Below are 25254 nucleotides of genomic sequence, written 5' to 3' on the forward strand. Positions count from 1 at the left end.
GATCCTTGCATGGCTAAAAACGAACGTCTGCTGACCGAAACCGAACTCGAACTCATGACGATTCTCTGGCGCCGGGGCGAAGGGAGCGTGAACGACGTCCTCGCGGCACTGCCGGCGGGGCGGGACCTGGCCTACACCTCCGTTTCGACCATCTTGCGGATTTTGGAGCAAAAGGGCGCGGTGCGAACGCGCAAAGAAGGGCGGGGGCACGTTTACACCCCCGCGCTGAAAAAATCCGACTACGAAACCGAAGCCGTACGCCACGTCGTCGACAAAGTCTTCGATGGAACTCCGTTGGAACTCGTGAAGGCGTTGATCGATCGCGGGGGACTTTCGGCCCAAGAGATCGAAGAGATGCGCGAGCTTTTGCGCGGAGGCAAAACGTGAACGACTTCGGGCTTTGGCTTTTGTTGATGCACGTCGCTTTCGTGCCGGTCGCGTTCGCTTTGCGCGGACTGCGTGCGGGAAACGGGGCGGGCGGGGCGCTTCGTCGTTTCGGACTTTATTCCGTCGTCGCGACTTTGCTGCTGACTTGTTTCGCCGTCTTCGCGCCGCAGGACTTCGCGGTCGTCGAGGCGCCGCGCTTTGTGCGTGACGCCGCCGCGGTGAGCGCGCCGGTCATCAATTTGACTCCGGTGACGCCGACGTCACCTCCACCGCGCGCATTGCTCGCGTTTGATCCGTGGCGGCCTTTGTTGTGGGGGTTGATCGCGGTCAGCGCGTTCGGTTTCATGATGCGCCTTTGGCGACTGGTCGGCGAAGCTTCGCGGTTACGCCAACAGGCGAAGGATCATTACGGCTTCAAGCGGATGGGGCACGTGCACGTCGTCTTCTCGGACAGCGCGGACATCCCTTTCATTTACGCCGAAAGCTTGCGCGGCGTACGGATCGTATTGCCGCAAGAGCTGGCCGCGCGGCCGCGGGAACTGCGTTTAAGCCTTGCCCATGAACTGCAACACGCCCGTCATCGCGATCCATGGTGGCAGTGGGGGATCGCGCTTCTGGACGGCGTGTTCGCGCTGAATCCCGCTTACCGGCTCTGGCGCGCCGAGGTGATCGCCGCGCAAGAGTTCGCGTGCGATGAGGCGCTCCTCGATCGCGAAAGAATTGATGTCGTCAATTATGGACGCTGCCTCCTACAGGCGGCGGAACGGGCCTTGGGTCTTGAACGGAAACCGGAGTGCGCACCCGGCTTTCTGGGCGGGGCGCGGGAACCACAACTCAAACAAAGGATGAACAGGATGTTTCAACCACAAAGAACGAAAAAATGGATTTTTGTCGCGATGGGCGTGGCGCTCGCGGTCACTTTGGGTGCGACCTCATTGGTGGCGCGCGCGGGACTGAAGGACCGCCGCGTTTCACATGCCGAAGCGCGGGCCTGGGCCTCGTCGCTGGAGCTGACGCCGGGCTTTCGCGTGAACGTGAACGCCGCGGTCGTCGAGGAGCTCAACCGGGTGCTCGGCGATTCACGGCAACGCACGAAAATGCGCGAGACCCTTGAACGGATGCGCACCTATCAAGCGATGATCGAAAAAGAAGTGGTCGCCCGGCGCTTGCCGCCCGAGCTGATGGCCGTTCCCGTCGTGGAAAGCGGGTACCGCAATCTGAAACAAGCGCCGCGCGCTCCCGGCGTCGGCTTAGGGGCGGGGCTTTGGCAGTTCATTCCGCAAACGGCGCGGAACTTCGGTCTGCGGGTGGACGCCGCGGTCGACGAGCGACTGGATGAACGCAAACTGACCGATGCCGCTTTTCGCTACCTGACCGCGAATCATCAGCGCTTTCAGGATTGGGAACTCGCGCTGCTCGCGTACAACATTGGGGAAAGCCGCGTTCAGCAAGGGATCGAAAAGACCGGTTCGCGTGACGCGTGGACCTTGATCGACCGGGGTTACGAGGGCGACGTGCGCTACCTCGCGAAACTCACGGCGGCCGTCATGATTTTGGGCCGCCCCGAAGTTTTGGACTAGGCCCGTTTTTTACGCCGACGTCCCATTAACAAGTACGCGGCGGCGCCCACCAACAGCGCCGTCGCGGCCCCGATGTAAAGCCCGTAGTTTCGACGGGTGGCCGCATGGTCGTCGGCTTTCACTTGGCCGAGCTTTTCCATCATCCACGGCACCTTTTCCCAGAAGGGCTGTTTGCCCGCACCGGGATTCATCTGCACGCGGCCTTGCGTGATGGGCGAAACGATGCGCGCCTCGGTGACGACTTTGCCTTCGACCACCATCGCGAGGTCTTCGCCGACGTGATTCGTCGTGAGCTCCGCCAGTCGGGAAGCCGCTTCGTCGTGCAGGTTCATCGACAGATTCGGCTGATCGTACTGATTCATGGAAAGGTAGAACTCGGCCATGTCGGACTCTTGCAACGTCATTTTGACGTCGGGCTGCAGGCGCGTGATTCCGCCTTCGGCGGTGGGGAACTCGATGCAATCGGTGGTGGATCCGCAGGCCAGCATCAGGGTGATCGCGATAACGCTCGTCATTTCTTTTCTCCTTTTAGTCTTCGGTTTCGTCGTCGTCGTCCGGAGTCGCGCCGGGCACGTACTCCAACAGGTCGCCGGGTTGGCAGTCGAGCGCCCGGCAGATTTCTTCCAGCGTTGAAAAACGGATCGCCTTGGCTTTACCGGTCTTCAAAACCGAAAGGTTGTTCAGGGCGATGCCGGTTTTTTCTTCGAGGTCTTTGAGTTTCATCTCCTTCTGCGCGAGGAGCACCGCGAGTTTCACCTTGATCATCAAATCACCTCGGATTCGAAGTTCACCAGGCGCGCCATCTGCGTGTAAAGCACGTAGACCGTGATGGCGTAGATGAACGGCGTCAGCGTGTTCAGACCCATGAGTCCCAAACCGCTGACTTGCAAGGCGTCGCCGATCAGCTCGTTGTCCATGAACGAAAAGTTCGCCGAAAAGATCCAGTGGATCCACGAGGCGAAGCCGATCAGTCCGGTCAAGACGTAGCCGAAGCAAGTCATGTGCATCAGGCGGTCGTTGCGTTCGCGGTTCGCGGCGTTTTTCGTGCGGATCATCGAGAAGATGCCCGCCACCAGAAACGCCAGAAAGGCCTCGCTCAGCGTGCTGACCAAAGTTTTGAATTGGGGCAGCGGCGACATCTGTTCGAGCATCGCGCGTGCCGCCGCGCCCGCGATTCCGGTCGCGCTGGTCAATGAGTGGTATTGGTAAACGGTGACGACCACGCCCACGAGGGCGACCGCCACGGCGAAGGCACCGATCGCGACGAACAGGCGCTCCAGGCTTTTGAGTAAGGTGTTTTGTGACATGAAGTCCCTCCCTTTGGTTTCAACGATTCGCCGCTATAATTACATGATAATCATGTAATAATCAACGATCTTGGTGGAATTTCATACCCCTCCGCTAAGTCCAGGATTTGCGGGTCTTTTTGAAACTTCGCGCCGAATTCATGGAAGGTCGGACATGATAAAAGAATGATCGAACTTCTTTTCGCCTTCGTCGTTTCGGCTCCGGCCCAAAATATGGAACACTCCGCCTACGCGGATTGCTTCGGCTCTCTGGAAAGGTCGTTGGACACGCTTCGTAGCGCCGACGGGGAAAAGCCTTCTCGCCGGTTTCGTACGAATCTTCACGCTTCGGGGCAGATGGGAATACTGAGTCCCGTCCGTACGGAAGGTCGCGAAGACGTCGTCGATTTCTATCTCGTTGACTGGAAGAAGCGCCCCATCACGGGTGTGAAGACCGAGCTTCGTTTTCCCACCACGCGGGACATGAAAACCGGCGGGACGGCGGGGGCGAAGCTGGGATCGAACGTCTCGCATGAGATCGTGTTGCGCAATCAGCCGCAGCAGGAAGACTTCGATCAGCGCGTGAGTCTGCGCTTTTCGCGTTCGTCGGCCTTTGGTTTGATGCTTCAGGGGTTCGGATCGTCCTCGGGCGGAACGCAGACCACGAAGATCGGTCCGAACGAAACCGAACTCGACGCCGCGAAAATGAAACCTTTGAGCACGACCGAGATCGAAAAACTGATCGCGGATCAATTCGAGGATATGTCGAAACAAGTGCGGCAACCGATCGGGGCCGCGCGGCCGTGCTTCCGGATCGGAAGTCAGGCTTTCCGAGAGAGGCTTTCGGCGATCAACGCCAAATACTCGTCTGCGCCCGCGCCCGCGCCCTCTGCCGAACCTGCCGGTTCGCGGAGCGCGGTCGAAGAGGGCACCCGCTGATCGCGAGCGCCCCGTCGTTTACATCAAATCGTAACCGCGGCGGAACGCGTTCAATTCGTTGACGTAGGTGCGCGAAGGGCCTTGCGTGGACGAGGTCACGACGCACGAACCGCTCGAGCAGTCCTTCTTCATCTGGCACGATTGGAAATCGCACGTCATCGAAGTGCCGGTCACCGTCGAGAACGTCGCGGGCAAGACGTTGATGCCCAGCATGTGCTCGACGACTTTTTTGCGGCAGGACTGACGTTTCAGATCGTCGATAAACGCGGGACAGAACTCGTCGGCGACCATTTCGCTGAAGTCATTCAGCGAGGGTTTGCCGGTCACGCCCTTCACACCGATGGCGTGGATCAAGCCCTTCGCCATACGACGGTGACAGTCGTTCGTGCCCAAACCGCCGCAGAAGTATTTCATGAACGGCAGGGTGCCGCCGTAGCTGCCGTGGCGACCTTGGTAGTTGGAGTTCACGACCTTCAGGCGCATACAGCCGCCTTTGGCGATGCAGGTCTTCGTTTCGCTGAACGAGATCGGGTTCGTTTTCACCCAGCTGCCGCCCGTCGGGAAGCGACCGGCGTCATGGTAAAACCACTCGCCCGAGCTGTGCAGCTCTTGGATGTCGGAGTAAGTGAAGGTGCCGGCGGTCGGTACGTTCAGCGCGTTCGCCACCGCGGGCGCCAGGTACCAGCCGGTATTGCAGCCCATCAGACGCACGATCGCGTCCGCGGACATGCGGTGACGGATCTTCGCGAGCTCTTTCGCGTGCGTCAGGTAGAACCGGTTGTTGTAGTCCTCGAGCGCGAAGCCGAAGAACGCGCCGTTGTGCCCGACGAAGTCGATCGACTCGATCATGGAGGTGTTCGCGACCGCGAAGATCTGTCCCAGGACTTCGTTCCCGGTCATCGTGCGGTTGAAGGCCTTCACGTTGGTGTAGCCCCAATTTTTAACCAGGGTGGAGTAGTTGGCGTTTTCGATCGCCGAGATGATCTTGATCTGGCCCAGGCCGCGACGATCCTTGAAGATCATCGCTTGGGTGTGGGCGGCGCGCAGCCACTGGTCCCCGACCTCGAGGCCTTTACCGACCACGATCAGGTGGGTGCCGCGACCGGCCCCGGCGTTCGGATTCGGCACGTCGGCGGTGAAGAAGGCGGCTTTCGCCGAGGCACTGGCGGCGGCCATCAACGAGAAGGCGGCGGCGCGCAGAAGCGAGTGGTTCATTTTGTCCTCCTTGGGAGTGACGGACTCCCTTGAGCAAGATCGGCGCCAGGACTTTGGCCTTGGGTTGGAACCCATTCGCACCGGCCGAAGGGCCCTCTGCGTAGCTCTTAGTCATCTTTGTAAAGAGGTCCAGGTGGGATCCGGACTTAGGGAATTCTTCACGGAATCCGAAAACTTCAACATGCAACAGAGCAATATCCTATTCCGTGATTTCAAAGCCGGTGACGTGATCTTCCGCCAGGGTGAGGACGGCAACTGCGCCTACATCATCGAGGAAGGGCGCGTGCAGATTTCGCTCGAGAAAAACGGCGACAGCTTCCCCGTTTCGATCATGGGCGTCGGCGAGATTTTCGGAGAGATGGCGATCTTGGACGGCCTTCCGCGCGCGGGCACCGCGCGTTGCATGGAAGACACGCGTTTGTGCGTGGTCTCCAGCGATCAGCTTTACAACCGCATCCACCAGTCCGACTCGGTGGTGCGTTTGCTCGTTCTGCTTTTGATCAAACGCACGCGTTCGATGAACGCGAAGCTCGTTTCGTCGCTACAGTCGGCGGGTTCGGATACCGGCAGCGACGAGGGTGGTCAGCCCGGCGAAGGCAAAAGCGCGATCAATGAAGTGCGCTTCGAGATCGAGCTGCACAAAGCCTTCCAAGAGCGTGAGTTCCGTTTGCATTATCAGCCCATCGTCGACATGAAAAATTCCGAGATCCTGGGTTTCGAGGCGTTGATCCGTTGGAACTCGCCGACCCTGGGGCCGATGCGTCCCGATCTTTTCATGAAAGTGGCGGAAGAGTCGTCCTTGATCGTGCCTTTGGGTCGTTGGATTCAAGAGACCGCCATCGCCGATTTGAAGAAAATCGAAGCGGCGACCGGACGCTCCTTTTTCATGAGCGTGAACGTGTCGGGTCGTCAATTCATGGATCCCGCCTACTTGAAGAATCTGGAAGAAATCCGCCAGCGCTACGGTGCGACCACGGAGCAGCTCAAACTCGAGATCACCGAGCGGATCTTCATCGACGGAGCGCGCGCGATCGAAATGGTCGAGCAGTGCCGTCAGCTGGGTTACGGGATCTCGTTGGACGATTTCGGCACCGGCTATTCTTCGCTGTCGTACTTGAAAAATCTGAAAGTCAGCAATCTGAAGATCGATCAAAGCTTCACCCGGGGCGCGAACTCGGATCCGCGTTCGCACGCGCTGGTGAAGTGTATGGTGCAGCTGTGTAAGGACATGCGGATCGAATCCGTCGCGGAAGGCATCGAAACCGAAGAGATGGCGAAAGCGATGCGTGAGATGGGCTGCCAGTACGCGCAGGGTTATCTGTACGCACGTCCGCAGGCGCTCGACGATCTTTTGAAGTTCCTGGGCGCGGGCTCGCAGCAATCTGCGGCCTAAACGAGCCCCATCATTTTCGCTTGAAACCAGATCAGCGCGGGAAAAGCCGCGAGCCACGTCCAGACGAAGCGGTTGAGTCCCAAGATGAACGCGTTCGCGATATGGAACGTGAAGGCCAGTCCCAGCGCCACCAGTAGGGATTCGGGGCGTATCAGCGCCAACGGAAACAGCAGCTCGAAAGCCAAGGTTCCCCAGCCCAACGCGAACATCAGTCCCGGCCGGTCGCCCCAGGCGCGCCGCGAGTCGCTGACCGGATAGATCGAAGCGCGAAAGATGCGGGCCATGGCCTCACCGTTTCGCCATTGGGGATCGCGGATTTTCACGAGCCCCGCCATGAAGTACGACAAAACCAGTTGCAGGGCCAGGTAACCGAAAGCGACCTCGCGCACGAGGGGCCAAGTCGCGAGCTCGCCGATCAGCACCGTCCACAGCACGAGCAGTCCCATACGATCGCTGCCGCCGTTGTAGGGGCCGTCAAATTTGCGCAAACTCTCGATGCCGAAGATGAACAGCACCGCGGCCGCGACCGGCGCGAAGATTCCGCTCATCAGCCAGAGGCTCGTGAACGCGCGCGCGGCGAAAAAAGCGCGACCATCGCGCGGACGGTGCAGATGCTCCAGGCTTTGCAGGAAGAACGCGAAGCCCACCAAAATTCCGCACAGGCGTAGCGCCGATTCGAAGGTCATGACGTTTCCTTGTCGAAGCGTCGGGCTTCCGAGACGAAAAGCAGGTCGTCATCTTCACGATCGGTCAGACGAAAAATCAGGAAGGGCCGCTTCGGCGGGGGTGGGTCGTAGTCATGGATCCGCTCTTGAATGTCGTTGACCGCACGGGCGGACTCTTCGGTCAGCACCTTTTCGGCGCGACCGTACACGTATAGGCGTTCGTTACCGGCGGCATTGAGGAAGATGTGGCCCAGCGCCCGCAGCCCCGGCACGCGCGCGGGGCGGGGGCGATACTCGCGCCAAGCGCCCAGATGATCCGCGAGGGGGTGGGGCACCCACGCGTACTCCAAACGGATGCCGGTGCCGATGCGGTCGAAAAAACGCCAGGACGGAATAAGGACGGGGGCCAGCCAACGCTTCATGGATGTGGGATAGGCTCGCCGGTGATTCAAGGCGAGTCAATTTGTGTCTCATCGTGGGAACGGCCGCCAGTTCTGATCAGTCGAGGTTTGGGTGGGACCCGGGCAGAATGTATTCATAGGCAGCGAACTGGAAATAAAGAAGGAGACGAGCACTAGGATTCGGACCACCCACCCTGACGACCCACTTATACGACAGCTTTGTTTTCACAACTTTGACTCAACGATGAAGAAACAAAATGCCGGTGGCTCGAGTTCTAGTGATCGTGTTCTTAAACTGAAAGAAGGACCAAGTTAGTTAAAACATAATGCATCGACAACCTCCCCGAACGAAGCGTAAGCCCTCCCTTAACGGGGAGGGCTTTTTTTTGCCAAAAATTCCGAGAGCGCTTTGTTGCCGTCGATCTTCTGATTCGAGAAGTCGACGTCCTGCCACTTGAAGTCGGAAACTTCGATGTTCCGCAGCTCACAGTTCGTGAAATCGCAACCGCGGATCTGACCGTCGCTCAATTCGACGTCGGCCCAAGTCGCGTCCTGGAACTGACCGCCGTGGATCTGCATATCGGAAAGAACGCAGTTCCGCCATTCGGCGCGCGTCCACTGGCAGCCATGGAACTGCAGGTCCGAAATTTCGCAGCTTTTGAAGTTCGCGTTGCGCAAGTGGCAGCCGTGCAGCTGGGCATCGTTCAGCTGCGTCGAAGCGAACTCGCTTTTCAAAAGTTTGCAGCCTTGAAATTTCAGATCGGAAAACTCGGTGTCGTCCAAGGTGACCCCATCCCACGAGCTGCCATTCAACGTCGTATCGGTCATCATCGAGGCGCGCAGTCCGACATGGGCAAGGGTCGAAGCTTGTAGGCGGTTGTCGCTGAACTCGGAGCCTTCGCTCATTTTGAGTTCCGAGATCTCCGATAGATTGATGTCATTGTCGGTGAATTCAAAATCTTCCCCTTCGGGCATCGTGAACTTCGAGGCGTTCACGCGGTTTCCTGCGGCGCCATCGTCGCTGATTTTGATTTTTGCCGCACCAAACTTCCCGGCCATCGTTCCGATTTTCCCTTTCAGGGCGCCTTGAACGAGGTGTTCGATGAACTCGCCAAGCTTCTCGGTGGAAAACTCGGGGGATAAGTCTTGGGGATTGTGGGTATCTTTCGCGTCCGTCTTTTCCGCGAGGGGTTCGATCAGCGCGCTCAAAAGCTCGGCGGCTTGCTCTTGCGAGATCTTTCCGCTCGCCTGCATTTCAAGAATTTTCTGAATTTCAGCGCGCATCGGACTTTCCTTTCTTAAGAGATTTTAATGCGGTTTCGAAATCGACTTCGCCCTCGGCCAGTTGATCGAGGACGGTGCGTTCACGCGGCGGTGTCGAGGGCGGTGCGGTGGTCGGTGTGGCCGCGAGCTTCATATTGATCGCGGAAAGCCGCGCTTTCACGGTCGGGTAGCTGATGCCCAGGGCCTTCTCCATGTCGCGGATACTGCCTTCGCAGTGCAGGAACAGACGCACGAAGTGAAGCTCGTCGCCGTTCAGAAGCTGCAGAGGATCGGTTTGGAAGTGGGCTTCGACGCTGAGGCCGCAGTCGCCGCACTCCAGGCGGCGGACGGTCAGTGGTGTTCGGCAGTGGGGGCAATCGGACAGAAGCGGGATGCTTTTCATGCCCCCAAACTGCGGTCAGATATTAAATAATTCAATATTGAAGTTAAATAAATTAATTATTGAGGGGAAAAATATTGAATTCAACCCCATTTTCAAGGACTTGATGCGATCAAGCGTGAGGGGGCCTACGGCAGATTGTTGCGGTTCCGGTAGCAACGCAGGCCCATGTTCTTGAAGTGCTCGGTCCCCACGCGCACCGAAACGGTCGCCGCGGTATTACTGCGGAACAGGGCTTGGTCGCCCTTCAGCACGATGTAATTGCCGGTCGTCTTCGACGGATTGCCCGCCGTGATTTCGAGCTTGGGCTTCGGGCGGTTCTCGACCGCCGTGGTGATGACGTACTTGCCGATGGGGCCCATGCGATTGCGCATGATCCGCACGTGCACTTTGCGTTTCAAGTTCAGCTTGTCGCCGTACACAAACGCCTTGCCGGGCGCTTCGGCCGCCAAGCTGTCCGCGTGTTTTTGCACGAGGATCTCGACGATGGGTTGACTCGCCGGAGGGGCTTGGTCACCGGGCGCGTTCGTGCACAGGACGTCGTACATTCCCGACCGATTGACGTTCGACGATTTCAGATCCGAACCCTGCAAGAGTCTGGATTGCACGACGGCCGCATTGTAGGTCCGAGCTTCGAAGTAGGCGACGCCGTTCGCGCTTTTCCCGCGTGCGGGAGAACAGTCGTGACGTTCCCAAGACAGACCGGCCGTCGTGATGCGCACCATCGCCTGAATTTTTACGGAGGACCTCGTCGCGCCACCACAACCGTTGGTCTCATCGGCCAAGGCGTAGACGCCGAAAGATGTATCCGCGGGTCCCTTCGCTCCGGCGGCGCGATCAACATCGGAATCATCCGAGGGCGGAGGCGGCTCGACGGGAACGTCGATGCCTTGGTGGGGATCGCCATTGCCGACCGCCGTCTTCAAGGCGTTCGAGAATTGCTGCGAGCAGTTCTGAAATGCGGTCACCGAAAATAGAATGGATGCGATGACAAGTAGACGCTTCATCCGAAATCCCCCGGTCTACAAAGTCTGGCAGACGAAGCCGAATATTTCCAATTTTCCGCGAGGTTAGCGGGGATTCGTCCCGCCCTGAGACGCGAACTTTTTGACGTCGAAATTTTGTCTACCGTAGCTTCGAGCTGAGCGTTAGCCTTGAGGAATGTCGAAGACGCGGGACTGGTCCACCGAGCTGGAAGAACTCGACGCCCAAATTAAGGGCGGCCGGATCGCCGACGTGCAAAATGCCTTGCGCGACATCGAAGCGCCCACGGTTCCCGAAGTTCTGCGACACCGGTTCGCCAACTTGTGCCGCCGCGTGGGGCTTGCGCCGCTCGGATTACGGATCCTTTCCGAGAACGTGCTGCTGGACGGGGAGCTTCGTCGCGATGCGCTTGCGCAAGATCTGATCGAATACGGCGTCGGGCTTCAGCGCGTGGGCGCCGTGCGTGAAGCGATGGGCATTTTGGGCGGTATCGACGCGAAGGCGTATCCCGAAGCGGATTTGTATCTCGCCTTCGGGGCGATCGTCTCTTGGGATTACGATGCCGCTTTGGGGTGGATCGATTCTTTTCTCGCGCGCACGGAAGAAAATCCCGGCGATCCTTACCGTCGCTTGGTCGCGCGCCTGAATCGCCTGGAGTGTTTGTTGATCACGGGACAGCACGATCATCTGGAGGCCTCGGCGACTGCGCTCGAAGCGGAGCTGCGCGCGCAGGGGCACACGTTACTTCTAGGTAACGCATACGAGATCCAGGCGCAGAGTCGGGTGGCGAAAGGACAATTCAACGAAGCGCTCGAGTCCTTGGCCTCGGCGCGTGAGCTGATTCCCGAATCCAACTCGGCGGACTCGTTGTTTATCTCGAAGTGGCAGGCGATCGCGCGCGCGCGTCGGGATCACTCGATCGAGAATATCCAAGAGGCCCGGTCCGAAGCTTTACAACTTGGCCACTGGGAAACTTTGCGCGATCTCGATTCGCAAGCGCTGCGAATCGCGCCCACGCAAGAGCTCGCGTGCTGGGTTTATTTCGGCACGCCGTTCGCCAGTTACCGCCGCAATCTGGAGCGCAACTTACAGTGGACGCCGCCCGCGGAAACCTGGGTCACGACCGATGTCATCATGTCGCGGCCGGCGGCCGAGGGCTTGGACATCGTGCTGGAGGACATCGGCGACGGTCGCGCGGGGCTCGCGCACCGCTTGATCTTGCTGCTGGCGAGCGATTACTACCGTCCCTTCCGTGGCGGCGAGATCTTCGCGCGCATCTTCGCCGACGAGCGTTTCAATCCGCAAACCTCCATGAACCGCGTGCATCAGCAGATCGGCGAAGCCCGCCAGCTGATCACGGAACTGAAGTGGCCTTTCCGTATCGACGAGGACGGCGGCCGCTATTCCTTACGTTGGACGGCGCCGGGTCGCTTGTGGGTGCGCAATCAAGAGCTGAATCTGGATGCGGACGCCGTGCAGGTCGCTTTTTTACGGAAGCATTTCGAGGGCCGCGATTTCGCCACCGCCGAAGCCGCCACCGTCATGGCGAAATCGGCGTCGAGTGCGCGTAGCTGGCTGTCACGCGCCGTTGAAAAGAATTTGCTGGGCCGCTACGGTAGTGGCGCTTCCATTCGCTACAATTTTCTCGCATAGGCAAAAGTCGAGATTCGGCCCCGGCGCGCGGGTTTCCCTGCCCAGGCCTTCGCCCGGTGGTGAAGATAAAACTTCATCACCCCGGAGGTTCGTATGCGCTTCGCCGTCATTCTTACGTTGCTGGCATTACCTTGGTTCGCCCAAGCCGACAAATACGTGATCTACGACGATCCCGAACAACCCTTGAGCGAAGAGCTGCACGCGTACCTGCAAGGTGAATCGCGCATCCTGACGATGGATCTCACCGCGGAAGAAGCGGACGAGATGCGCGCCGAAGGGATGGTCATCGAGCGCGTCGTGCAATTCAAAGTCACCGGCTGGGTCGACGAAACGCCCCACGCGGACGCGACGTGGGCGTCGGGCGCGATGAAAGTTCCCGAAGCGCACAAGCTTTCGAACACGAAAGGCGCCGGCAAAAAAGTCTGCGTCGTGGATACCGGCATCGACCGCAATCACAGTTTGCTCAAAGGCAAAGTGCACAGCGCGACCAGCAAGGTGCCCGGTTCGAACGAGTACGATCGCCAAGGGCACGGCACCCACGTGGCCAGCCTGATCGCGGGTTCGACCGATATCGGTGCGAGTGCGACCTCGGCGAAAATCATTTCGGTCAAAGCTTTGGGTGATGACGGCGTCGGCGACTCGGATTGGATCGCGCAAGCGGTGGAGTCTTGCGTGAAACAAGGCGCGCACGTCATCAACATGAGCCTAGGTTCGGACTTTCCTTCGGAGGTCATGCGCCGCGCGGTTCGTGACGCGCGTTCGGCGGGCGTGATCGTCGTCGCCGCTTCGGGTAACGAGGGCGGCTCGATCAGTTATCCGGCCGCTTATCCCGGCGTCGTCTCGGTCGGCGCGACCACAAGTTCGAAACAGATCGCGAGCTTCTCGAATCGCGGCGCGGGTCTGGGTTACGTGGCGCCGGGACAGTCGATCCAGGGCGCGCGGGCGGGCGGAGGCACCGTCAATATGAGCGGCACCAGCATGGCGGCACCGTTCGCGGCGGGCATGATCGCGATGCGTTTGGCGAAAGGAACGAAGTCATTGGGCGTGAACGATTTGGGATTCTCTTCCAGTTTGCAGGGCGCGGGACAAGTCGACGCGCTGAAGACCGCGGGCAAATAGCCCGCGCGACTTATCCGGGGTTCTTCCCCAGAACCCACTTCCGCAAAAGATCCATGCGGTGACAGGTTTCGATGATCAGGCGTTGTTTCGCGACGCCGTTCGGAGAATCGACCACGCGGCACCGCATGACCAACTCCGTTTGATTATGGTTGAGCGTCACGATGACGATCGCGTCCGTCGGGAACGGCACGGGATCTTTGATCTTCATTCCCGCCAGCGAGATGTCGATCGTTTCGGTCCGGATGACTTTGCCTTTGAAATCGACGGTCGCGGGAATCCTCATCTGGAAACGCGGCAAGATCCGTCCGTCGCGGGTGAGCGAACGGGTGATCGTTTTCGTTTGGGTCTGCGTTTTTTCGCCGTGGGGGGCGGCTTTCGCGATCGGGATTGCGGGCTGCGTGTCTTCCTCGTAAGCCTCGGTCATCGGTTTCACGGGGATGGGCGGCAGGTTTTGCAGTTGGCCGGCGTTGTTGATGAACTCCACCAGATCGGGTAGCGGTGACCAGTCCTTCGCGCCTTCGTACCACACGAACCAATCTTCAAGGCCGGCGAGTGAAAAGCTGCGGACGAGCGCGTTCAACTGCACCAAGCGCAGTCCGTCGATACGGATCTGATCGGGGCCCTGGAACAAACTCCAGAAACCGTCTGCGGGTGAGATCTGTTGATCAGGCAAAGTTGAACCTCTCATCTCCAGCAGAAACGATTCGGCTTTCATTTTCAACCTGACCACGGACTTCCTCTCGACGTACGTCGGGCCACGAATGCAAAAGCCCCGTGTCGTACGACACGGGGCTTTCGGTTCCATCGGTCCGCCGTTACCGGCGCGTTAATGGAAGTTCTGATTTAAGCTGACCGTTACGGTAGAGATTTCGGCGAACGGCCCGAGATCAGACCGATACCGAAGCTGATGATCGCCAGGACCAGGAAGACGACCAGCAAAGTTTGTCCGATATCAACGGACAGACCGGCCAGGCCTGTGGCTCCCAGAACGTAAGCGACCAATGCCAAGATAAAGAATGCGAGTGCTGCGCGTACCATGATTTCCTCCAGTGTTTGTTCGTTTTCAAGAACGCCGACTGGAGGCTATTGCAAGGGCAGAACCAAGAGTTCCGCCCCCTTTTTCAGGAGAAATTCCCCACTACTCCGCGCTACGGCGGGGGAACTTGCGGCGTTGCTGGGACTCTTCACGAAGGCTGGGCCCTGCACCGCCACGTTTCACGGGACCATCGCCTTCGGTCCGGGCGCCATCGTTTTTACGGAAGGCTTTGCGGGGGCCGGCGGGTTTGGGCGCGTTCGCGTTCCAAGCGCCGGGCTTGCGGGGACGGCTGTCACCGTCATCGTCAAAGCGGCGCGGGGGACGGCTTTCGCCTTCATCGCGGCGGAAGTAGGGCTTGGATGCGGGACGCTCCGAGCGTTCACCAGCGGCACCTTCGCGACGGCGCCAGGGCGACGTGCGTTCCGCGGGAGCGTTGTCACCACGGTCGCGGCGAGCGTATCCGCCGCCACTGCCGCCGCTTCCGCGACTGTAGCGACCGGCCGACGGGCGACGTTCGTCGCGATCCGACGAATCGTCACGCGAGAATTTGCGCTTACCGAAGGGACGATCCGAAGCCGCCTCCGGAGTGGCGACGGGCGTGGCCTGCATCAGGTCGGGCGAGATCAGCGCGAGCAAGCGCGCCGCGATCTCTTCGCGGGTCATCTCTTTGATCGCTTCGCCCCAAACGGAGCTGACGCGCTCCAAACCTTCGGGATGAGTTTCCGCGGTTTGGAATTTCAAGAACAACTGCGCGAGTTTCTTTTCTTTGAGGATACGGTTCGAGGGAATCACACCCTCTTTCATCTTCACGCCCGTGCGCTTTTCGCAGCGGCTGATCAGCTGGCGCTGCGCCGGCGAGACGAGGCTCATCGCGATCCCGGGCTTCCCGTTCCGCGCGGTCCGTCCGATACGGTGGACGTAGTTTTCGGTCTCGCGGGGGATCGAGTAGTTCACGACGTGAGTGATGTCTTGCACGTCGATACCGCGCGCGGCGACGTCCGTGCAGACCAGGATCTGAAGCTTACGCTCACGGAACGAACGCAGCGTGCGCTCGCGCGCTTCTTGCGTTTTATCCCCGTGCAGACAATCGACTTTGTAACCGCTGTCGACCAGGCGTTGGGTCAAATCCGAAACTTGCACTTTCGTCTGACAGAAAATCAAACCGTAGAAGTCGCCCGCGTCTTCGATCAGTTTGCCGAGGACGTCGGGTTTATTCGACTCGCGGGTGACGTAGTAGATCTGTTGAAGCGCATCGGGAACTTTGTTTTTCTGAGTCAGCTCCACGCGCGCGGGCGTGGTCAGGTAGTTGTCGGCGATGCGACGGATTTCGGGCGACATGGTCGCCGAGAACAGCCACAAACGCGACTGACCTTCGGGGATCGCTTCCAGAATCGTTTCGATGTCTTCCTGGAAACCCATCGAGATCATCTCGTCCGCTTCGTCGAGGACGAGGGCCTTCAACGAGTCCAAACGCAGGTTGCCGCTGCGCAAATGATCCAGCAAACGGCCGGGAGTCCCGACGATGATCGGCACGCCCGAGCGCAGCGCGCGCAGCTGGTCCGAATAGCCCGAACCTCCGTAAACGGCGGCCGCGCGCAGACCCATGTCCTCGCCCAATTTGTTGATCTGAGTCGCGACCTGTAGGGCGAGTTCGCGCGTGGGGCAAAGGATCAAGGCTTGGAGGGCCTTCATTTTCGGATCGAGATTGTTCAGAAGCGGCAGCGAAAAGGCCGCGGTTTTGCCTGTCCCGGTCGGCGCCAAGCCGATGAAATCACGGTCGAAATCCTTCAGCAGCGGAATGGACTCCGCTTGGATGGGAGAGGGCTTTTCGAACCCGAGCTTGGACAAGGTCGCAAGAAGGCGTTCGTTCAGGTTGAAGTCAGCAAATGAATTCAAAAGGATTCTCGTTTCTTCGAAGAGTCAGGCTGGTTTAGCAGATTATGCTGCGTCGTGCTAACAATTCAGATTTGATGAAGGAAATACAGCCGTGACCACCGCGCGGGCTTTTGTTTGAATGCGGGCGCATGATCCATAGCACATTCGACGCCTTCGCGCAATTCCTGCACCGGAAATCCGAAGAAGCGAAACGCCACAGCCTGCGCCTCGTGGGTCCCCGGATGGGGCCTTGGCTCCATTCGACCTTGGTGGCGGTCGTCGTCCTTTTCGTGCTCTATCTTGTCCTGGTTCTGATCGATACGACGTTTGATCTCGGTCTGTTGCCCTTTCTGACCCGCGCGGTGGAAGCGGCCCCCCAAGGAGGTCCTCGATGAAGCCCCGGCTGCTGTTCGGACTCGCGCTCGTGGGACTGTGCGGGTTGGCCGCAGGCGCCTGGTGGGCGCAGCGGTCGGCCGGGATCAACCATGTCGTCATTGAAACTCCGGACGGCACACCCGCGGTAAGCGAAACGGAAGAACTCGCGGACGTTGCGGCCGCGCCCACGGGCGGCGCTCCTCTCACGCCGGAAGAAACGCAGCGCTTGGTTGAGCTGCGCGGCTGGCTTCGGGAAGAGGCCCGCGCGGTCAATCGGACCGGCGTCGATGAAAACGCGCGCCTGCGCGAGATTCAAAACAAACTGCGCAAGTTCACGCCGACCGAGTGGGGCGAGGTCGCCCGGCAAATCTTGGATACCGAAGGTCCCGCGAACGAGCGGGTGCTGTCCGCCTTCATGATGGGGTTGGGAGGCTTCTTCGATCTCGCCGCGGTGGAACGGGTGCTCGACGAAAAGCTGCCGGAAGGCCCCGCTCGTCCGCACAGCGAAGAGGAAGTGCGCCTGATGCGCGAGCGCAGCCTGCGGTTGATGGTCATCGACGGACTCATCAGCGAGGCGAAAAAAGATCCCTCGAAGCGGGACTTATTAGCGCAAGCGATTCGCCGTATTGACGATCCTTATTTGCGCGACTTGGCAAATCAACGCGCCCGGGCTGAAGGGCTCGAATAAGTGAGCTCTCGCTCGGAAAGCTGAATTTTCTAACAGAAAGATCTTGGCGGCGCGTGCGCACGGTGTTCGTATCTCCGTGCTTCACGTAACGCTTGATCTTATGAGGGGGAATTCATGATCAGGGATGGTCGTTTCGTATCTTTATTGTTCGTGCTGGTGGTCGGTTTCACGGCTCAAGCCCAGGCGCAAATCTCAATCAATCCGAACCCGGCGAAAGAGTGCATTCCGCAGAGTGAAATGGCGGCGATCGTCCGCGATTTCCCGCAGTTTCGCAATCTGGCGGGCGGCGACTACTGTCTGGACGGCTCGGAAACCGCGAACCTGATCGACAGTTTGATGTTCATGCGCAAAACGCGCTTCGAAAACAATATGCCCGTGAGTTCGGATGAGCTCTTCTCGGGCCGTTTCGCGAAGGACTGGTACGGTTACTTCGAACAGCGGATCACCGACATCAATATCCAAGGCTCCTGCCCCAAGGGCGTCGGCGCTTTCGTTTATATGTGGGGTTCGACGATGTACGTCTGCCCGATGATGTTGTCGGCGAATTTCACTTCGCTGGATCGCGCGAGCGTCATGATGCATGAGGCCCGTCACATCGACGGCTATCCGCACGTCACTTGCCGCAAAGGACCCCGTTCGGGCATCCAGGGCGCCTGCGACACGCGCATCAGCGACGGCGGATCTTACGCGGTCTCGGTCGAGACTTACGCGCAGATCGCACGTTACGCTCCCGACGTCCACCCCGCGCTGCGGGCTTACGCGAAGTCGTCGGCTATCACCTACGCGGACGAGGCTTTCGACACGACCGTGCGCGTGGGCCGCGATCCCAAATTCGTTCTCATGACGAAGAACAAAGAGTTCGTTTCTTTGGACGCGACTCAAGGTTACGCGACCACGGCGCTGGGCCAGGCTCCCGAGCTGGGCCGTTTGATCATGCGCGCGCAGCACATGATCCTTTTTCCCGAAGACAAATCGGGCCAAGCCCGTTACGTCTTCGCGCGCGGCGAAGGTGAAATCGCGCAACAGGCCGGCGATATCGCCGCCGATTACAACTCGCAGTCGCCCGCCGACCGCGCGAAGTGGGTCGACGTTCATATGTCGGCGCAGTGGACGGCGCGCGTGTTCGCGGATCGCGTGCGCTTCCAGTGCGATCCCCGTAGCGACGCAACTCGCGACGTGACGATCAACGGCGAACGTCCGAAAACTCTGGTCTACCCGAACGGTTACGACCGCGGCGCGACCAGCGTTCAACTGCAGATGGAAAGCGGCAAAGTTTACGACCTGACCTGCGAGCGTGGCTCGGGCGTCGTGCGGGCTTCGACCGTGACTCTGGACCGTGTGTTCAAACGTCTGTACCGCTCGGGCGCCGAGACCCTGGGGCTGGGCGACGACGGTAAGCTGTACCGGGTGGCGAACGGTCAATCGACCGCGATTTCGACGGCTTTCGACGGTCGCATTCACGACCTGGCTCCGTCGGCGGGTTATTCGTTCTTCGATAACTAAATTCGGACGACATTCGCGAAAGAAAAAAGGAGGGGAAACCCTCCTTTTTCTTTTCGGCACGATCGATCTTTCTCGCGCCTATTGCAGGCCGTAACGTTCGCCGTGCATGAGGCGGATCTGACTGAACTCCTCCCAGGCGGCTTCGTTGTCGTCCATCTGCAGGGCCGCGATCACGCGATCGAGCTGGTCCTCCATGGTGGCGAGTTCGCCGCGGAATTCATTCACGACCATGGTGCGGTCGCTGCCGGTCAATCCCGCCGCCGCGGGGGGCGTTTGCCGATTCAAAATCTGCAATCGCATGGACATGTCGCGGATCAGGCCTTCCGAGTTCATATTCATCTCGGGTTCGGTGATCTGTTGTCCCAAACGGATGTAGTTTTCGCGTACGGCGGTCCACTCGCTGTTCAACGCGGCCAACGTGGCGGCGTCGATCGGCGTGGTCACGCTTCCGGTCGGATTCGACAGAGGCAAGCCCATTCCCGAGTTGAAATCGTTCATCGGAATCGATCGATTGGAATCGATGGTTCCCACCGCCGACATGGCGGTTGTGCCGATCGCGGCCATTCCCAGGCAGAGGGAGCCAGCGATCATCAGTTGTTTGCGACTTAGGTTACTCACTTGACACCTCCTTCTCTCCGCACATCAACGAAGCAAAGGCGGGTCCTCGAATTGGCAGCCAAAACTCCCCAATTGACGCCGCAAAATCCGACGGTCAGCGACGACGAATGAAGCGGTAGGTGAGGCGGCCTTGCTGGTGAAACTCTTTTTCCACAGCGACCGCCGCATTTGTCCCGTCCAGTTCGTACCACGAGCGATCTTGGCCGTTGCGTGAGCGCGAATGGAAGGCGTCGACCCCTTGTTTTTGGTCCAGCTGCACGGGATCACGATAGGGCGTCGAGCGGGCGTGCGGATCGCAGTTGAATTTTTCCTCGAACGCGAGCGGGTGCTGAATTCCCCCGGAGATCCACTTCGCTTGTTTCTGATCCCAGTAAAGAAGTTCGATGGACCACGGCTGCGGTGACGCGGGATTCGCGTGCGCTTTCAGGCAGCGCGCGAGATCCGCGATCAATCGGTGGTGCGGCGTTTCGGGAATGGGCTCCCCCGCGGCGTTTCCGTAGGTCGAGGCCATTTCAAATTCCACGATGTTTCCACGAATGGCGATTACGCGGTAGCGCTCGGAAGAATAGGGCGCGCCCGAAGCTTCGCTGTAATCCCAGATCCATTCTTGCCCGATGCGGAAGCTCGAAGCCGTGACGGTCGGCAGCGGATTGGTGGCGGGCACGGGGGCGGCGAGGGCGGTGGACAGCAAAAACGAGAAAAGCACGGAAACTCCTTTGTCCGTGAAGGGCTAGCGGGGCAGCGGGATGATATCGGTTTCACCGGGAACTTGCGGGAAGCTGCCGTCCGCCCACGCGGCTTTGGCGGCATCGATGAGCGCGCGGCTGGAGGCGACGAAGTTCCACTCGATGAATCGTTCTTCCGGGAACGCTTCACCGCCGAAGAGCACCACGTGCGCGGGGGCTTGGGCTTTCAATGTCGTCGAGCCGGTCTCACCTAAAAAGTAACACTCTCCCGCGGTGGCGGTGATCGTGCCGCGCGGGCTTTCGAAGGACACTTCTCCGTCCAAGACGTAGAAGGCGCTTTCGTGCCCGGGCACTTGCGCGGGGGCGCTGCCGCCCGCTTCGATTTTCACGTCCACGAAATGCAGGGGCGAGTACGCTTTGACGGGCGAACGCGTCCCTTGAAATTCACCCGCCACGACCCGCAGGTGCGCGCCGGGAATTTTCATTTCGGGAATGGTGTTCGCCGGATGGTGGGTGAAGGAAGGTTCGACCTTTTCGTGCGCGACGGGCAGCGCAACCCAGAACTGCAAAAGATGCAGATGGTAGGCGCGGTCGCGGAGTTCTTCGGGAGTCTTCTCGGAGTGGGCGATGCCGCGTCCGGCGGTCATCCAGTTCACATCCCCGGGGCGCAGCACTTGTTTGTAACCGAGCGAGTCGTGGTGCAGGACCGCGCCTTCGAGCAGATAGCTCAAAGTCGAAAGCCCGATGTGCGGATGCGAGCGCACGTTGAAGCCGTCACCGGCCGCGAAGGGCGTCGACGGAAAATGATCCAAAAAAATGAAGGGGCCGACGGTGCGCTTTTGCGACCACGGAAGAACGCGTTTGATCTGCGGTCCGCCGACGTGGGCGGTGCGCGGCGGAATGGCATAGGGGATTTCGTTATTCATGCGGGATAAGCTAGGCGCCCCGCTTTCACGCGGTCAAAGGTCTTGATCGCTGGGCCAGGACGCAGCAAAAAGAAGGTCGATGGATTTACCGCTCTTCTTTCTGTTGGTGCTGGGCTGCGCGTTGATGGTGTGGGTGCCGCTTGTGCTCGCGCAGATCGACGCGTCACTGCGTCCCGGAGGCGGACTGCGATTTTGGCTTTTGCGGGTGGCGTCACTGACGGCGATCCTGAGTCTCCTCTTCCCGGCGGGCTCGGCGATTTCGGGAGCGCTCGCGCTCGGTTGGGGACTTCTCGGTCTTTACGCGGCATTTGCGGGGGTACGCCGCCTTCTTTTCTGGGGCGTGATCGGTGGCGCGCGCACGGCGGTGGGTTACGGACTGCTCGGACTTGCCGGGGGCGTCGTGTGGTTCGGGGCCGCGCGCACCGAAGCCGCCTTTCTGGGATTCGATGAGCCTTGGAAAACCCTGACCGCGATTCATTTTCATTACGCGGCGGCGATCCTTCCGCTGGGCTACGCCTTGATGGTCGCGCGGATCGAGGACTTGGGGCGAGCGGGCCCGGCGCGGGCGGGGGCCCTCGCGCTTTTTGTTTGGTTCGTTGGTTTTGCGGCCGTCGCTCGCGGCATCAACGGCTCTCCCACGCTCGAAAAGATCGGCGCCGTGCTGATGGCGTGCGCGGGCGCGATCTTGCTGGTGACGAGCCTTCGAGTTCACCGCGAACTCGCACGGGGAGTGATTTCCAAACTTCTTTTAGGAACCTCGGTTCTTGCGGGAGCCGTCGCGTTGACGCTCGCGGTGCTTTACGCCTTTCGCACGGGGAAGCTCGCCGAGTTTTCCGCCATGGCGAAGACTCACGGGGTGCTGAACGCTTTCGTGTGGCCGCCCGCGCTTCTTTTTTTGGCGGTTTGGAACGGTTGGAGTCTGTCGGAACCTCGCGAACGTCTGCCTTTCGCGCGCTGGTCCGCCGGTCGCAAAGTCGGCGCGGCGTTTTTCGATCCCCACGTGATCGCGGGACACGCGCGCGGATTGACGGATCGTTTCGCGGAGCTCGCGCGCGCGGAGTTCGATCCCGCTCAAGTCGATCCCGGCGTTCGCGACTTTTACGAGCGGACCGCGGACTTCGAGCTGGACGTCACGGCGACCTCGGCGCCGGCCTTCGCGTGGCTCTGGCGCAAAATGGTGGGGCCTTGGTTCGGACGGCGCGAGCAGTTGCACTTGCCTGACCGTGACAAAAAAATCGCGGGACGTATCGTGACGCTGGACGAATCCCGTGACGGACGCGCGCGTCCGCGCGGTTGGATCCGGACCGACGTGGCGACGGGAAAAGCGGTTTACGTCGCGGCCTACGCCGTTCACGCGCGCGAGGGCGCGAGCTATATGAATATCGCCTTCCCTTTGCCTTTCGGAAATATGACGAGCATCCTGTTACCGGTTCATCATCCGGTGAGATCCGGCGGTTTGCGGCTGACCACGCTGAGCGGGGCGCGGCCTTCGGGCGATCAAGGCGTCTTCGCGGTCGTCCGCGGTCACGGGTTGCGTTTGCCGTTGAACGAGACGATCGACGTTTGGCGCGAAGGTGAAATCTTGTTGGCGGAGCATCGCATGTGGTTCTTCGGCTGGCCTTATTTGACCTTGAACTACCGGATGCGCACGGGAAAGGAAAAGGCATGAGGCGTTTGATTTTCGGTCTGGCGATTCTTTGGAGTCTCACGATCCACGCGCAAACCGAAATCAAAGGCGAGCACTCGGCCCTGCGCGTGTTCGCTTTGCAGTCGCAAATTCTCGACGGCGATGAGGTCGACCTTGCGCTGGATTTTAAATTGGATCCCGAGTGGCACATCTACTGGCAAAACCCGGGGGACTCGGGCGCGTCGCCGAAAGTGAATGCCGTCGGCGCCGAAATCCGCAGTTGGGCTTGGCCCGCTCCGGAGCGGATCCCGATCCCACCGCTGACCAACTACGGTTACAACGAGCGCGTGCTGTTCCCGCTGAAAGTGAAGCCCGCGGCGGGGGCACGCGAGATCGTCCTGGAGCTGGAGTGGCTCGTCTGCAAGGTCGAATGCATTCCGGTCTTCGGCACGATTCGCTGGCCGTTGAACGTCGGCACCGCGCGCGCAGAGATGGCCGCGGATCATCCGGACCGCCGACTTTGGAACGAGTTCGCGGCGCGCGTTCCCGCCGCGAGCGGCGGCCCCGCGTTCACGGTCGTCCGCGCGAATGAATCGGAAATCGTCTATCGCGTCACCGGCATCGAGGGCGCGCGCGAGATCTTCGTCTTCCCGAACGCGCCGCAAATTTTCACGACCCGCGCGCCTCAGGTCACGGCCGCCGACGGAGGTTTCGAAATCGCGCTGCCGTTCGCGATGAACCGGGACGCGGGTCTTGAGCGGACGAAGCTCACGGTCGTTTTGCAGGACGGGACCGCGTCCCGCGCCTACGAGACCGAGGTGTCGCTGAGGTCTCCGCCACTCGCGCTCGCGCGCATTCTGCTGTTCGCGTTTTTGGGCGGCTTGATTTTGAACCTGATGCCGTGCGTGTTCCCCGTGTTGGCGCTGAAGGTGTTCAGCATCGTGCGCGAGCCGGATCGCGCGGCGGTTCGACGCTCAGGTTGGCAGTACACGGCGGGCGTCTTGCTGTCGTTCCTCGCGCTTGGCGGAGGGTTGATGATCCTGCGCGCGGGGGGCGAGGCCCTGGGCTGGGGTTTTCAACTGCAGTTCCCGGGCTTCGTGCTCGCGATGCTGATTCTTTTCGTGTTGATGGCCTTGAACTTCGCGGGGCTATTCGAACTCGGGACCGGCGTCATGAATTTCGCGGGCCGGTTCGCGGGGGGCACGGGTTCGTTCGGCACCGGCGTGCTGGCCGTCTTCGTGGCGTCACCCTGCACGGCGCCTTTCATGGGGTCGGCGCTCGGCGCGACTTTGCTTTTGCCCGTGCCGGCCGCGCTTTCGGTTTTTTTAACTTTGGGATTGGGCCTCGCCTTCCCGGTGCTGTTGTTCGGTGAAGTCCCGGCGTTGGGTCGACGTTTACCGAGGGCGGGCGCGTGGATGGAGACCTTCAAACAGTTCATGGCTTTCCCGATGCTCGCGACCGCCGCGTGGCTGCTGTGGGTGCTGCAGTTCCAAACGGGCCCGAACTTCATGTTGCAGGTTCTTTTCGCGCTGATCTTGATCACCTTCGCGATCTGGTGGGCGGGGCGCGCGCCGCGCACCGGGGTGAAGCTGGCCGCGACGATCGTGGCGTTGGGCGCCGTCGTCTGGGTCGGCGCGGGCGTGCGCACGGCACGTCCCGTGAGATCGGCAAGTTCCGCGACGGACGCACGGGCGAAGTACTCGGCCCAAGCCGTGACCGAGGCGAAGGGAAAAACTCCCGTCTTCGTCGACTTCACCGCTTCGTGGTGCATCACCTGCCAGGTCAACAAGCTCAACGTTTTGAATACCGACTCGATTCAACAACTTTTCCACACTCATAATGTCAAACTGCTGAAAGCGGACTGGACCGACCGCGATCCCGAAATCACGAAGGCCCTTGCCGCGTTCGGACGGAACTCCGTCCCGCTGTACGTCTATTATTCAACCTCGGGTGAAGTGAAAGTCTTGCCTGAGATTCTGACCCACGACATGATCAACGAACTTTTCGCCCCCTAAGGAGGACACATGAAGACACTCGTTACCTTGTTGGCCCTGACGCTCGCGATTCCCGCCTTCGCCCAAACGGAAATCAAAGTCGATAGCCCCGCTCCCGCGTTCTCGGTGAAGGATGCGAGCGGCAAAGCCCACAGCTTGGCCGACGCGAAAGGCAAGTGGGTCGTTCTGGAGTGGTACAACAAAGATTGCCCCTACGTCCGCAAGCACTACGATTCTAAAAACATGCAGGGCCTGCAGACCAAATACATGGCTCAAGGCGTGACTTGGTACACGGTGATTTCGTCGGCGACCGGCAAGCAGGGTTTCCTGGCGAATGCGGAAGTCGCGCCGAACTTCACTAAAGAAGGCGCGAAGCCGACCGCGGTCCTGATCGACACCGACGGCGCGATGGGTAAGGCGTACGGCGCGAAAACCACGCCCCACATGTACGTGATCAACCCCGAAGGCAAAGTCGTCTACGCGGGCGCGATCGACGACAACAACTCGGCGAACCCCAAGGTCATCCCCACGTCGAAGAACTTCGTCGCGGCGGCACTGGAAGCCGGCATGGCGGGCAAACCCGTCGAAACGAAGGCGACCGCGGCTTACGGTTGCGCCGTGAAGTACAACTAGTTCGAATA

27 protein-coding genes are annotated in these 25254 nt (G+C 60.1%); 12 read left to right on the forward strand and 15 right to left on the reverse strand.

All coding sequences use genetic code 11. The features are described from left to right. Positions 1-9: 9 nt before the first annotated feature. Together KF767_00970 and KF767_00975 are read left to right on the forward strand one after the other, a co-directional pair. Positions 10-387, forward strand: coding sequence for a BlaI/MecI/CopY family transcriptional regulator (locus KF767_00970; protein ID MBX3016430.1), 378 nt, complete (start codon positions 10-12; stop codon positions 385-387). Then, a complete protein-coding gene (locus KF767_00975; GenBank protein MBX3016431.1) occupies positions 384-1967 on the forward strand; it encodes a transglycosylase SLT domain-containing protein in 1584 nt (527 codons plus the stop codon). Before KF767_00970 ends, KF767_00975 begins: the two co-directional genes overlap by 4 nt. On the opposite strand, the gene KF767_00980 is transcribed toward KF767_00975, so the two are convergent. The 3 genes from KF767_00980 to KF767_00990 are packed head-to-tail and all read right to left on the reverse strand — an operon-like array spanning position 1964 to position 3274. Beyond that, positions 1964-2482, reverse strand: coding sequence for a hypothetical protein (locus tag KF767_00980; GenBank protein MBX3016432.1), 519 nt, complete (start codon positions 2480-2482; stop codon positions 1964-1966). The two genes, KF767_00975 and KF767_00980, sit on opposite strands and share 4 nt — an antisense overlap. A 13-nt stretch (positions 2483-2495) precedes the next feature. Beyond that, positions 2496-2732 carry a helix-turn-helix transcriptional regulator gene (locus KF767_00985; protein MBX3016433.1) on the reverse strand — a complete coding sequence of 79 codons (237 nt, stop codon included), beginning with the start codon at positions 2730-2732 and terminating at the stop codon, positions 2496-2498. Then, positions 2732-3274, reverse strand: a complete 543-nt coding sequence (locus tag KF767_00990) for a hypothetical protein (protein MBX3016434.1) — start codon at positions 3272-3274, stop codon at positions 2732-2734. Before KF767_00990 ends, KF767_00985 begins: the two co-directional genes overlap by 1 nt. 165 nt (positions 3275-3439) lie before the next feature. On the opposite strand from KF767_00990, the gene KF767_00995 reads away from it, so the two are divergent. Then, entirely contained in the window at positions 3440-4192 is a 753-nt protein-coding gene (locus tag KF767_00995) for a hypothetical protein (protein ID MBX3016435.1), read from the forward strand. Positions 4193-4210: 18 nt separating this feature from the next. On the opposite strand, the gene KF767_01000 is transcribed toward KF767_00995, so the two are convergent. After that, a complete protein-coding gene (locus tag KF767_01000) occupies positions 4211-5407 on the reverse strand; it encodes a hypothetical protein (GenBank protein MBX3016436.1) in 1197 nt (398 codons plus the stop codon). 181 nt (positions 5408-5588) lie between these two features. Here KF767_01000 and KF767_01005 point away from each other — a divergent pair, with 181 nt between their 5' ends. Beyond that, complete coding sequence (locus tag KF767_01005; protein MBX3016437.1) at positions 5589-6800, forward strand: EAL domain-containing protein; 1212 nt, start codon at positions 5589-5591, stop codon at positions 6798-6800. Here the strand turns inward: KF767_01005 and KF767_01010 are convergent. The 5 genes from KF767_01010 to KF767_01030 form a co-directional block, all read right to left on the reverse strand. Further along, on the reverse strand, positions 6797-7486 hold the full coding sequence (locus tag KF767_01010; GenBank protein ID MBX3016438.1) for an HTTM domain-containing protein: 690 nt from the start codon (positions 7484-7486) through the stop codon (positions 6797-6799). The genes KF767_01005 and KF767_01010 overlap by 4 nt on opposite strands. After that, positions 7483-7887, reverse strand: a complete 405-nt coding sequence (locus KF767_01015) for a hypothetical protein (GenBank protein ID MBX3016439.1) — start codon at positions 7885-7887, stop codon at positions 7483-7485. Before KF767_01015 ends, KF767_01010 begins: the two co-directional genes overlap by 4 nt. Before the next feature lie 345 nt (positions 7888-8232). Next, complete coding sequence (locus KF767_01020; protein MBX3016440.1) at positions 8233-9150, reverse strand: pentapeptide repeat-containing protein; 918 nt, start codon at positions 9148-9150, stop codon at positions 8233-8235. Continuing rightward, positions 9140-9532 (reverse strand): DUF2089 domain-containing protein, encoded by a 393-nt coding sequence (locus KF767_01025; protein ID MBX3016441.1) that lies wholly within the window; start codon positions 9530-9532, stop codon positions 9140-9142. The genes KF767_01020 and KF767_01025 overlap by 11 nt, the downstream gene beginning before the upstream one ends. 125 nt (positions 9533-9657) lie before the next feature. Beyond that, positions 9658-10536: a hypothetical protein gene (locus KF767_01030; protein ID MBX3016442.1), complete on the reverse strand. Its 879-nt coding sequence runs from the start codon at positions 10534-10536 to the stop codon at positions 9658-9660. Between the two features lie 154 nt (positions 10537-10690). On the opposite strand from KF767_01030, the gene KF767_01035 reads away from it, so the two are divergent. Further along, on the forward strand, positions 10691-12166 hold the full coding sequence (locus tag KF767_01035; protein MBX3016443.1) for a hypothetical protein: 1476 nt from the start codon (positions 10691-10693) through the stop codon (positions 12164-12166). A 93-nt stretch (positions 12167-12259) separates the two neighbouring features. Next, positions 12260-13285 carry a S8 family serine peptidase gene (locus KF767_01040; GenBank protein ID MBX3016444.1) on the forward strand — a complete coding sequence of 342 codons (1026 nt, stop codon included), beginning with the start codon at positions 12260-12262 and terminating at the stop codon, positions 13283-13285. A 10-nt stretch (positions 13286-13295) separates the two neighbouring features. Here the strand turns inward: KF767_01040 and KF767_01045 are convergent, their stop codons facing one another. The 3 genes from KF767_01045 to KF767_01055 all read right to left on the reverse strand — a co-directional run bounded on the left by KF767_01045 (position 13296) and on the right by KF767_01055 (position 16217). Continuing rightward, positions 13296-13958, reverse strand: coding sequence for a PilZ domain-containing protein (locus tag KF767_01045; protein MBX3016445.1), 663 nt, complete (start codon positions 13956-13958; stop codon positions 13296-13298). 182 nt (positions 13959-14140) lie between these two features. Next, complete coding sequence (locus KF767_01050) at positions 14141-14323, reverse strand: DUF1328 domain-containing protein (GenBank protein MBX3016446.1); 183 nt, start codon at positions 14321-14323, stop codon at positions 14141-14143. A gap of 100 nt (positions 14324-14423) precedes the next feature. After that, complete coding sequence (locus KF767_01055) at positions 14424-16217, reverse strand: DEAD/DEAH box helicase (protein MBX3016447.1); 1794 nt, start codon at positions 16215-16217, stop codon at positions 14424-14426. 128 nt (positions 16218-16345) lie between these two features. Between KF767_01055 and KF767_01060 the strand changes: the two genes are divergently transcribed. From KF767_01060 to KF767_01070, 3 genes are all read left to right on the forward strand, one after another. Next, positions 16346-16591, forward strand: coding sequence for a hypothetical protein (locus KF767_01060; GenBank protein ID MBX3016448.1), 246 nt, complete (start codon positions 16346-16348; stop codon positions 16589-16591). Beyond that, entirely contained in the window at positions 16588-17259 is a 672-nt protein-coding gene (locus KF767_01065) for a hypothetical protein (GenBank protein ID MBX3016449.1), read from the forward strand. The genes KF767_01060 and KF767_01065 overlap by 4 nt, the downstream gene beginning before the upstream one ends. 114 nt (positions 17260-17373) lie before the next feature. Further along, positions 17374-18762 carry a hypothetical protein gene (locus KF767_01070; GenBank protein ID MBX3016450.1) on the forward strand — a complete coding sequence of 463 codons (1389 nt, stop codon included), beginning with the start codon at positions 17374-17376 and terminating at the stop codon, positions 18760-18762. A gap of 78 nt (positions 18763-18840) precedes the next feature. On the opposite strand, the gene KF767_01075 is transcribed toward KF767_01070, so the two are convergent. The 3 genes from KF767_01075 to KF767_01085 all read right to left on the reverse strand — a co-directional run bounded on the left by KF767_01075 (position 18841) and on the right by KF767_01085 (position 20992). After that, entirely contained in the window at positions 18841-19380 is a 540-nt protein-coding gene (locus tag KF767_01075) for a hypothetical protein (protein MBX3016451.1), read from the reverse strand. Between the two features lie 94 nt (positions 19381-19474). Then, positions 19475-20086, reverse strand: a complete 612-nt coding sequence (locus KF767_01080) for a hypothetical protein (GenBank protein MBX3016452.1) — start codon at positions 20084-20086, stop codon at positions 19475-19477. Positions 20087-20110: 24 nt separating this feature from the next. Then, on the reverse strand, positions 20111-20992 hold the full coding sequence (locus tag KF767_01085) for a pirin family protein (GenBank protein MBX3016453.1): 882 nt from the start codon (positions 20990-20992) through the stop codon (positions 20111-20113). A 79-nt stretch (positions 20993-21071) separates the two neighbouring features. On the opposite strand from KF767_01085, the gene KF767_01090 reads away from it, so the two are divergent. The 3 genes from KF767_01090 to KF767_01100 are packed head-to-tail and all read left to right on the forward strand — an operon-like array spanning position 21072 to position 25246. Then, a complete protein-coding gene (locus tag KF767_01090; protein ID MBX3016454.1) occupies positions 21072-22661 on the forward strand; it encodes a YndJ family transporter in 1590 nt (529 codons plus the stop codon). Continuing rightward, the gene (locus KF767_01095) at positions 22658-24634 is read left to right on the forward strand and encodes a thioredoxin family protein (protein MBX3016455.1); all 1977 of its coding nucleotides are present in this window, start codon (positions 22658-22660) and stop codon (positions 24632-24634) included. Before KF767_01090 ends, KF767_01095 begins: the two co-directional genes overlap by 4 nt. 9 nt (positions 24635-24643) lie before the next feature. Next, complete coding sequence (locus KF767_01100) at positions 24644-25246, forward strand: thioredoxin family protein (GenBank protein MBX3016456.1); 603 nt, start codon at positions 24644-24646, stop codon at positions 25244-25246. The last annotated feature ends 8 nt before the right edge of the window (positions 25247-25254 follow it).

The sequence above is a fragment of the Pseudobdellovibrionaceae bacterium genome (assembly GCA_019637875.1).
Lineage (GTDB): Bacteria > Bdellovibrionota > Bdellovibrionia > Bdellovibrionales > Bdellovibrionaceae > JAHBUW01.

Bases quoted from the DNA above. Each gene is read 5' to 3' on its own strand.
- KF767_00995 (MBX3016435.1), top strand. From the start codon at position 3,440: ATGATCGAACTTCTTTTCGCCTTCGTCGTTTCGGCTCCGGCCCAAAAT.
- KF767_01005 (MBX3016437.1), top strand. From the start codon at position 5,589: ATGCAACAGAGCAATATCCTATTCCGTGATTTCAAAGCCGGTGACGTG.
- KF767_01015 (MBX3016439.1), bottom strand. From the start codon at position 7,887: ATGAAGCGTTGGCTGGCCCCCGTCCTTATTCCGTCCTGGCGTTTTTTC.
- KF767_01070 (MBX3016450.1), top strand. From the start codon at position 17,374: ATGATCAGGGATGGTCGTTTCGTATCTTTATTGTTCGTGCTGGTGGTC.
- KF767_01010 (MBX3016438.1), bottom strand. From the start codon at position 7,486: ATGACCTTCGAATCGGCGCTACGCCTGTGCGGAATTTTGGTGGGCTTC.
- KF767_01040 (MBX3016444.1), top strand. From the start codon at position 12,260: ATGCGCTTCGCCGTCATTCTTACGTTGCTGGCATTACCTTGGTTCGCC.
- KF767_01025 (MBX3016441.1), bottom strand. From the start codon at position 9,532: ATGAAAAGCATCCCGCTTCTGTCCGATTGCCCCCACTGCCGAACACCA.
- KF767_01050 (MBX3016446.1), bottom strand. From the start codon at position 14,323: ATGGTACGCGCAGCACTCGCATTCTTTATCTTGGCATTGGTCGCTTAC.
- KF767_00970 (MBX3016430.1), top strand. From the start codon at position 10: ATGGCTAAAAACGAACGTCTGCTGACCGAAACCGAACTCGAACTCATG.
- KF767_01090 (MBX3016454.1), top strand. From the start codon at position 21,072: ATGGATTTACCGCTCTTCTTTCTGTTGGTGCTGGGCTGCGCGTTGATG.
- KF767_00990 (MBX3016434.1), bottom strand. From the start codon at position 3,274: ATGTCACAAAACACCTTACTCAAAAGCCTGGAGCGCCTGTTCGTCGCG.
- KF767_01100 (MBX3016456.1), top strand. From the start codon at position 24,644: ATGAAGACACTCGTTACCTTGTTGGCCCTGACGCTCGCGATTCCCGCC.
- KF767_01000 (MBX3016436.1), bottom strand. From the start codon at position 5,407: ATGAACCACTCGCTTCTGCGCGCCGCCGCCTTCTCGTTGATGGCCGCC.
- KF767_01035 (MBX3016443.1), top strand. From the start codon at position 10,691: ATGTCGAAGACGCGGGACTGGTCCACCGAGCTGGAAGAACTCGACGCC.
- KF767_00980 (MBX3016432.1), bottom strand. From the start codon at position 2,482: ATGACGAGCGTTATCGCGATCACCCTGATGCTGGCCTGCGGATCCACC.
- KF767_01065 (MBX3016449.1), top strand. From the start codon at position 16,588: ATGAAGCCCCGGCTGCTGTTCGGACTCGCGCTCGTGGGACTGTGCGGG.
- KF767_01095 (MBX3016455.1), top strand. From the start codon at position 22,658: ATGAGGCGTTTGATTTTCGGTCTGGCGATTCTTTGGAGTCTCACGATC.
- KF767_00985 (MBX3016433.1), bottom strand. From the start codon at position 2,732: ATGATCAAGGTGAAACTCGCGGTGCTCCTCGCGCAGAAGGAGATGAAA.
- KF767_01085 (MBX3016453.1), bottom strand. From the start codon at position 20,992: ATGAATAACGAAATCCCCTATGCCATTCCGCCGCGCACCGCCCACGTC.
- KF767_01020 (MBX3016440.1), bottom strand. From the start codon at position 9,150: ATGCGCGCTGAAATTCAGAAAATTCTTGAAATGCAGGCGAGCGGAAAG.
- KF767_01060 (MBX3016448.1), top strand. From the start codon at position 16,346: ATGATCCATAGCACATTCGACGCCTTCGCGCAATTCCTGCACCGGAAA.
- KF767_01030 (MBX3016442.1), bottom strand. From the start codon at position 10,536: ATGAAGCGTCTACTTGTCATCGCATCCATTCTATTTTCGGTGACCGCA.